Raw genomic sequence first — 6,978 nt, forward strand, 5'->3', positions numbered from 1 at the left:
GCATCGCGCCAGCGAACGAACCCGGGCGGTCGCGCCGGCGGCGCCGGATCGGTGGTGTGCCGGGCGGCCGCCTGCTGGATGGCTACTTCGAAGCCCAGGCGCTGCAGGGCGAGGCTCTGCGGGGTCTGCGAGTGCTCCCACACCTGGAGCAGCAACTGCCGCAGCTCCGGAACCGCCAGGCCGGCCAACTGCTCCGGCGACGGCGCGGAGAGATCGGCCTCGACCCGTTGCACAATCTCCTCGAGCAGCTGTTCCCGGTGCCCGAAGTGATAGACCAGCATGTAGCTGCTGATGCCCAGGGCTTCGGCGAGCGGGCGAAAGGACAGGTCCGCGAGGTTCTTGTCCTGCAGGTAGGCCAGGATGTCCTCGAGCAGCTGCGGCTTGCGCTGCGGGTTCTGCGGTCTGGCCATGCGGTGTGCCCTGCCTCCTTCTGCGTGGGACCTGAAGCGCCCGACGCGGATCGGGGCGCCGGTGGATGCGGCGGCCACCGGCTCGGCTTCAGCATAGTCGTTGCCGGCCCGACACCGGTTCTTCCGCGACATGCCGGGACGCCTCGCGGATAAAGGGCCGCCGGCTCCCATACTGGGCGAAAGGGCAGAAACGCGGAATCAGACCGGCCGGCGGCCGGCAGTGAAGCGGGCGAGGATGGCGATGGTGGCTCCAGTACAGTCCCTGCTGCAGCGGTGCGGCGGCCGCTTCCGGACCTGGCTCCACCGCCCGGAACCGGGAAGCCCACGAGGACCGGATGCTTGTCTCCCGGATCCTTACCAGGCGCTGCTCAGCTGCCTGCGTTCCACCTATCCCGAAGCCCGCCTCAGCACGCCCGGCGACGACAAGGTCCGCGTGGAACTTCCCGGCGGCGACGTCCTGCGCTTCTACCTCAAGCGCTAGCACACCGCGCGCCGGTGCGGCGCCGGGTCGGGCGGGCTCCCCGCGCGGAACCGGGTACCCGGTTCCGCGGATCAGTGCTGCGAGATCTTCACCATTTCTTCGCGCGGGACCACCTTGACGCGCTCGCGCTCGACGGCGGGAACATCGCCGTCGTTGTTTTCGGGGACGAAGGAGGCCCCGAGCTCACGCTCATGGGCATCCAGCTTCAGCCAGCCTTCCCACGTGGTGTAGGCGACGCCTCGCTCCTCGAGCAGCTTGATGATCGCATCCTCGGCGGGATCGGAGGCAGCGGGCAGGTCCAGCCGGTCCTCGAGCAGGAAGCCGATGGTCTCCAGCGCATCGCCCTTGGTGTGGCCGATCAGGCCCACCGGCCCGCGCTTGATCCAGCCGGTGGCATAGATGCCCGGCACCGGGTTGCCGTCCTCGTCCAGCACACGCCCGCCCTCGTTCGGGATGACGCCGCGGCGGGCATCGTAGCCGACCTCGGGCAGCTCGGAGCCGAAGTAACCGATGGCCCGGTAGACGGCCTGGACCGGGTATTCGACGATTTCGCCGGTGCCGCGGACGTTGCCGGTGCCGTCCAGCTCGTTGCGCTCGAATTTGATCGCCGCCACGTTCCCGGCGCCGTCGCCGCTGCCTTCCACGATTTCCACGGGCGTGTGCAGGAAGTGCAGGTGCAGGCGGCGGGAAGCGCCGGTGTCCTGTTCTTCCACCAGCCAGTTGGTCAGGGTGTTGACCATCGTCTTGGTCTGGTTGTTGGAGCGGATCGCCTCGTCGGAGCCCTCGTCGAAGTCGAAGTCCTCCGGGTAGAGCACGATGTCCACGTCGCGCGAATGCGAAAGCTCGCGCAGCTCCAGCGGGGTGAACTTCACCTGCGCCGGACCGCGCCGGCCGAAGACGTGCACATCGGTGACGGGAGAGTTCTTCAGGCCGCGGTACACGTTGTCCGGGATCTCGGTGCTGAGCAGGTCGTCGGCGTGCTTGGAGAGCATGCGGGCCACGTCCAGCGCCACGTTGCCGTTGCCGATGACCGCGATCTCCTTGGCCTCCAGCGGCCAGTCGCGGGGCACGTCCGGATGCCCGTCGTACCAGGACACGAAGTCTGCCGCGCCGAAGGATCCTTCGAGCTCAACGCCGGGGATGTCCAGCTCGGCATCCTGGATGGCGCCCGTCGCGAAGATCACCGCGTCGTAGAAGTGCCGGAAGTCGCTCAGGGTCAGGTCCCGGCCGTAGTCGACATTGCCCAGGAAGCGGATGTCGCCGCGGTCCAGCACCTTGTGCAGGGCGTTGACGATGCCCTTGATCCGCGGGTGGTCGGGGGCCACGCCGTAGCGGATCAACCCGTAGGGCGCGGGGTAGCGGTCGAAGAGGTCGATGCTGACCTCGAAATCCCGCTCCGCCTTGGTGAGGATGTCGGCGGCGTAAACGCCGGCTGGTCCGGCGCCGACGATAGCCACCCTCAGGGGACGCTGGGTGATGGCCTCGGCAGAGTTAGACACGGGCAGTCCTTCTTCTTCGGGAATCCTCCTGCGCAATAAGCGCACAGTTTCCTATTCTAAATGCCCGCCGGTTTCCCTCCTAACAGTGTGCCGCGTATCTCACTGGCGCCCGGGCGCCGGCGGTGCGTCGCCGGGCCAGGGACCGGTGCGGCTCCTCAGGCTTGCCGCATCGTCCGGCCCTCAGCCGGCGGCTCCCAGCCGGTTCGGACCGAACAGCGGCGAGCCGTCGTCCGACTCGATCGACGCCAGCAGCTCCTCGATGGGCGCCCCGGAGTAATAGGTCAGGTGGCGCGCCCCGGTGCCGGCCGGGAAGAAGGCCCTGAACTCCCCCCGCTCGCTGGTGCCGGTGAGGGTGACGGGGTAGGCCTGGTCGGGGTCCTCGACCCGGCAACCGTATCGGTCGGTGTAGGGCAGGAAACCATCCCCGGCGTCCGCTGCCTCCAGGAACCGGTTGGCCCGGCCGCTGAGGAACAACAGGCAACGTGTAAGTATGTCCGGGTCCTCGGTGCGCACGTAGGACCTTTTCCGGTCCGCGTTGTCGTGCGGCATTTCAAAGTCCAGGATGTACCCGTCGGCGGTCGCGCTGACGGTCGTGCGCTCTCCGGCCGCGTTCATGATCGCCCACTGATCGTCACGGATCAGCGGTTCGGCTATGGCGGCGTACTGTGCGGCCTTGTCCATCCGTTCGGGCGGCAGTTCCGCCAGCCGGCCCGGCAGCCCTTGGAGAACGTGGCCTGGCCTGCCCGGCCCGAACAGCGGGGCACCGTCCGCCGCGACGAGTGACACCACGAGGGACTCCAGCGGAAGCGCAGCATACCGGGTGAAGATCCGCGCGTCGCGTGCCACCGGAAAGCCGGCGGTGACGGTGCCGCCGGGTCCCGTACGTTCGAGCACGGCGGGCGACTTGTGCGGCTTGGTGCGAAGCGTCCAGCCGCCGGCGTCATCCATCCCCTGGTCGGAGAGAGCCAGAAAGCGCAGGCCGCGGCGTTTGCGCTGCCAGAACGCGGCCCGGAACAACAGGCAGCGCAGCAGGGCCTCCGGGTCCGTGGTCCGGACGTATTCCGGCTTCCCGGGCCAGTAAGGCGCGATGATGTCCCGAAAGACGAAGCCGTCGGCCTCGGCCGCGATGGACATCCGGACGCCGTAGTCGTTCCGCACGGTCCAGGCGCCGTCCTCCAGCGAACTGCGGCCCCCGAACCACTCTGCAGCCGTCGTCAGCAGGGCTTCGTCCAACTGCCCCAGGTGGGCGGCCATGTCAGAAGTCCGAGGCGCGGAGCAGCGCTTCCGGGCCGGCGGGGTCCACCACCATCGACAGTTCGGGCCTCTGGCGCAGCATGTCGATCGCCCAGGTTGCCGGCACTTCCCTGAACCGCGCCGCCGGCCGGAAAGCGGCAACTTCCGGCCCGGAGGAGAATACGGGAAGAATCGGCCCGCCGTCCTGGCCCTTGAGCAGGATCGGGCCCCCGTCGGAGCCACCCTCGCCGGAACGGTCAACCGCCAGAACAACGGCGCCGGGCCGCTTGAGCTGTTCGGCGACGGCGTCGGTGCCGCCCTGGCTTGCCACGGCCCGCTTCAGGCCGACATTGGCCAGGCTCCCGGCCGCGAAGCTGATTTCCGGACGACCGAGGGCGCAGGCGGGGCCGGCGGGATTGATGTAGAGGTAGGCAATGTCCCGGTGGCCGTCGACGAACTTCACCAGTTCCTCGCCGGGCTGGACCCAGGACACCGGCGCCCCCGGCCGGCCCGTGGAGGCCCGGAATTCGGCCAGCTTCTCCTGCGAGGTGAAGGCGAGCACGGACGGCGAACCGTGGACTTCGACGACGCTGATGCCCGGGCGGCCGGGATTATCTGTGGCATCGAGCAACACTTCGCTGCCGATCAGGTGGCGCAACACATTGACGGCCGCCGCCTTCCCCGGATTCTCGCTGAATCTCGCCACGGCGTCGGCGACCAAGCGGTTGTCCAGCCCGCGCCGGCCGGCCTGTTCCTGTCCGGCCGCTGATGCGGGCCCCTGGTCGGCCGGTTCTCCCAGACCGAAATCAGGCGCGGGCTGGTCGAAATTGAAGTAGGTGTCCAGGGAGTATTTCGGCTCCGGCCAGTCCCGTGCAGAGAGGTTCACGGCTGCCGAGCGCCAGGATTCTCCGTTCTCCCCCGCGCTGAGGCTGCGCAGTTCGACGGCGGCGTCGAAGGGCGCGGTGCCGGGCTGCAGGGCGCCGGCATTGGCCGCTGCCATGCCGGCGCGGTCTTGGGTGATGCGCATGAGCATGGCGCCGGCGGATGGTTTCAGCTCCAGCACCATCCGGTCCCAGCCGGGCTCGGAATTGACGGCCTGCAGCATCCAGCCGGCGAGTATCTCGGCCAACTGCTGTTGGCGGAGCAGCACAGGCGTCTGTTCGGACATGGAATGGGTTCCTTCTTCCGGGAGGGTGCGGGGGAGCTACTGGGCGGGGTCCTGGAACGGGGCCCGTTCACTGCCAAGCACCAGCTCTTCGGTCGCCGGGTCCAGATACGGCACGTCCAAACCGTTGCTTTCAAGGAGGTCGCGCATCCAGCCGGGAACCCGTTCCTGTTCGCGCGGAAACAGGGCCAGCTCGGCCTGGACCCCAGCGGGAGGTACCGGCATCTGGAGGGCGCCCGGGGCGGGATCCAACGGCTCCGTGTCGAACCGTTCGAACCGCGGCTCTTCGTCCGGGACCAGGGTCAGCCGGGCGGCGAACCATGTGCCCTTGCCTTTGGTGTAGCTGGCGGCTTTGTCCGACTTTAACGCCCTGCGGTCCAGCGGCACGGCCTCGGAGAAGTCAATGCTGACCCAGGCGCCTTCAGCGGTTTGTGCCATCTCCGTCCAGGAGACGGTTGCACCGTAGATCTCGAACTCCAGCCGGATCTCCCGATAGGTCCGGAACCGCGAAGAGGCCGCGGTTGCCATGGCCGACAAAAACTCGTCGGAGAGCAGCTGTGATGTCACGAGGAGTACATTCCTTAGTTTTCGAAGTCGAAGCGCCGGGTTTGGCCGTTAACCGTTACCTTGAGTTCCACCATATGTGGAACACGGTTTCCCCCACCAGCATCGTAGATCGGGCGGACGTCCCACGTGACCGAGGGCTTGCTGCCCCCGGGAGGCACGTCGCGGAGCCGGTCGCGGATCCAAAGCTCGGTGTCATACCAGGTGTCGGCGGCCCCCGTCAGCCGCAACCGCTCGATGGGCGTCAGGGCGCCCAGGCCGAGGTTCCGGTTTTGGATGTTCAGCTGGGGAATCAGGTTGATCTTCTCCCCCGGTCCGCCGAACATGGCCGCGAGGAGGTGGCCGCCGTCGTAGTCGCCGCCGCCGTGACCGCCCACGTGGGTCTGGTTGCCGGGATGCCGCCAGGTGTCGGCCTGCTCCTTGGGAAAGTACTCGAGGTCGTGGGCGTGCAGTGCCGTGGGGCGCCCGAACCCGTCGGTGTGGACCACGATGTTGCCGTCGATGTGGTACCGGACGTTGGGCCGCGGGTTGTTCAGTTCGGGATTCCAGTTGCCCTTGGATCCGCTGGGAGCCTCGATCTGCTGGATGTGGCCGGCGGAGTTCGTGTAAAACTTGCCGCGGCCCTCCACCTCGTAGACGGTCGTGGGTTTTAGCGTGATGCCCTGCTCTTCGACCGCGTCAATGACTGATTTCCGTGCGGACAAGTCGAGGTCGTGCTTGGCCAGCAGGTCCACCGGGTCGCCGGCGTTGCGCGCCCACGGCGGGTCGAACCGGCGCGGCCCGGTCTCGTGGAGGCCTTCCCTTCGGATCAGTTCGTCGACGCCGATGGCTTTGGGATCGGGGCCCTGGGTGGTGTCGAGGAACCGCAGCTGGGTTCCGCCGCCCGGGCGCCCGAAAGCCGGGGCGATTTCGGAGACCTCGACCTCGACGCCCTCGGGCAGGCGGCCAAGCTCGAAGTGGTGCAGCTCCTTGCCGAGGGTATCGACCGGCAGGCCGCGCATGTGCCACGGGGTTCCCTCGATGGCCAGGTAGGCTCCGCCGTTGGGGCCGATCCGGTCCAGCTGGACATTCCCAAAGTCGGACTGCAGCTCGTCGTACGACGAGTACGTCCGGATGGTTCCTTCGACCGCCCCGGCGTTGTCCGGATAGGCCGCCCGGTACTCGTCCGGCCGGAACTCGTCCAACTCGCTGTACCGGTTCGCGTACTCGGCTCTATCCAAGGGGTTCCCGAGCTCGTCGGTGCCGTAGGCGGGCTGGGAGCGGTCCACGATGGCGTCGAGGTCGCTGTTGATGTCCACGCGGCCGTGCTGGTCCTTAGGCAGGTCCGCCCAGTCCGGCATCTCCACGTCCTGGTAGAGGTCATCGGCCCGGTGCTGGCCATATCTGGCGTGTGCCTCCGGGTTCTGGATCGCGTCGGGCACAGCGGTGCCGTACTGCGGTTCCTGCGGATGGCGGAAGCTGTCGTCGACCCGCTGTCCGTTCACGTCATAGCCGTTGACGCCGTCGCCGGACCCCGCAGCGGCCGCCTTGTGTGTGGCGGGATCGGGTTCCGGGGCCCTTGAGCCCGAAGCATCGGCTCCGGCGTCGGGAGTGCGTGCCGGCGCCTCCGCGTCGGGAGTGCGTGCC

General features: G+C 68.1%; 7 protein-coding genes. 1 reads left to right on the top strand and 6 read right to left on the bottom strand.

Going from position 1 to position 6,978, the window contains the following annotated elements; genetic code table 11:
- Positions 1 to 410, bottom strand: a 410-nt coding sequence (locus tag AC5RUJ_RS08390; protein ID WP_494155755.1) for a TetR/AcrR family transcriptional regulator, incomplete at its 3' end; no start/stop codon positions are given.
- A 241-nt stretch (positions 411 to 651) separates the two neighbouring features.
- Between AC5RUJ_RS08390 and AC5RUJ_RS08395 the strand changes: the two genes are divergently transcribed.
- Positions 652 to 891: a hypothetical protein gene (locus AC5RUJ_RS08395; RefSeq protein ID WP_494022447.1), complete on the top strand. Its 240-nt coding sequence runs from the start codon at positions 652 to 654 to the stop codon at positions 889 to 891.
- A 71-nt stretch (positions 892 to 962) separates the two neighbouring features.
- Here AC5RUJ_RS08395 and AC5RUJ_RS08400 read toward each other — a convergent pair whose 3' ends face one another.
- The 5 genes from AC5RUJ_RS08400 to AC5RUJ_RS08420 form a co-directional block, all read right to left on the bottom strand.
- Positions 963 to 2,390: an FAD-dependent oxidoreductase gene (locus AC5RUJ_RS08400; protein WP_494129048.1), complete on the bottom strand. Its 1,428-nt coding sequence runs from the start codon at positions 2,388 to 2,390 to the stop codon at positions 963 to 965.
- 180 nt (positions 2,391 to 2,570) lie between these two features.
- Entirely contained in the window at positions 2,571 to 3,644 is a 1,074-nt protein-coding gene (locus AC5RUJ_RS08405; RefSeq protein WP_494129049.1) for a hypothetical protein, read from the bottom strand.
- Between the two features lies 1 nt (position 3,645).
- Positions 3,646 to 4,791, bottom strand: a complete 1,146-nt coding sequence (locus tag AC5RUJ_RS08410) for an SseB family protein (RefSeq protein ID WP_494129050.1) — start codon at positions 4,789 to 4,791, stop codon at positions 3,646 to 3,648.
- A 36-nt stretch (positions 4,792 to 4,827) separates the two neighbouring features.
- Entirely contained in the window at positions 4,828 to 5,355 is a 528-nt protein-coding gene (locus AC5RUJ_RS08415) for a hypothetical protein (RefSeq protein WP_494129051.1), read from the bottom strand.
- Positions 5,356 to 5,369: 14 nt separating this feature from the next.
- Positions 5,370 to 6,978, bottom strand: a 1,609-nt coding sequence (locus tag AC5RUJ_RS08420; RefSeq protein WP_494155756.1) for a glycohydrolase toxin TNT-related protein, incomplete at its 5' end; no start/stop codon positions are given.

The organism is Arthrobacter sp. Y3223164 (assembly GCF_059091005.1).

Bases quoted from the DNA above. Each gene is read 5' to 3' on its own strand.
- AC5RUJ_RS08405 (WP_494129049.1), bottom strand. From the start codon at position 3,644: ATGGCCGCCCACCTGGGGCAGTTGGACGAAGCCCTGCTGACGACGGCT.
- AC5RUJ_RS08410 (WP_494129050.1), bottom strand. From the start codon at position 4,791: ATGTCCGAACAGACGCCTGTGCTGCTCCGCCAACAGCAGTTGGCCGAG.
- AC5RUJ_RS08395 (WP_494022447.1), top strand. From the start codon at position 652: ATGGTGGCTCCAGTACAGTCCCTGCTGCAGCGGTGCGGCGGCCGCTTC.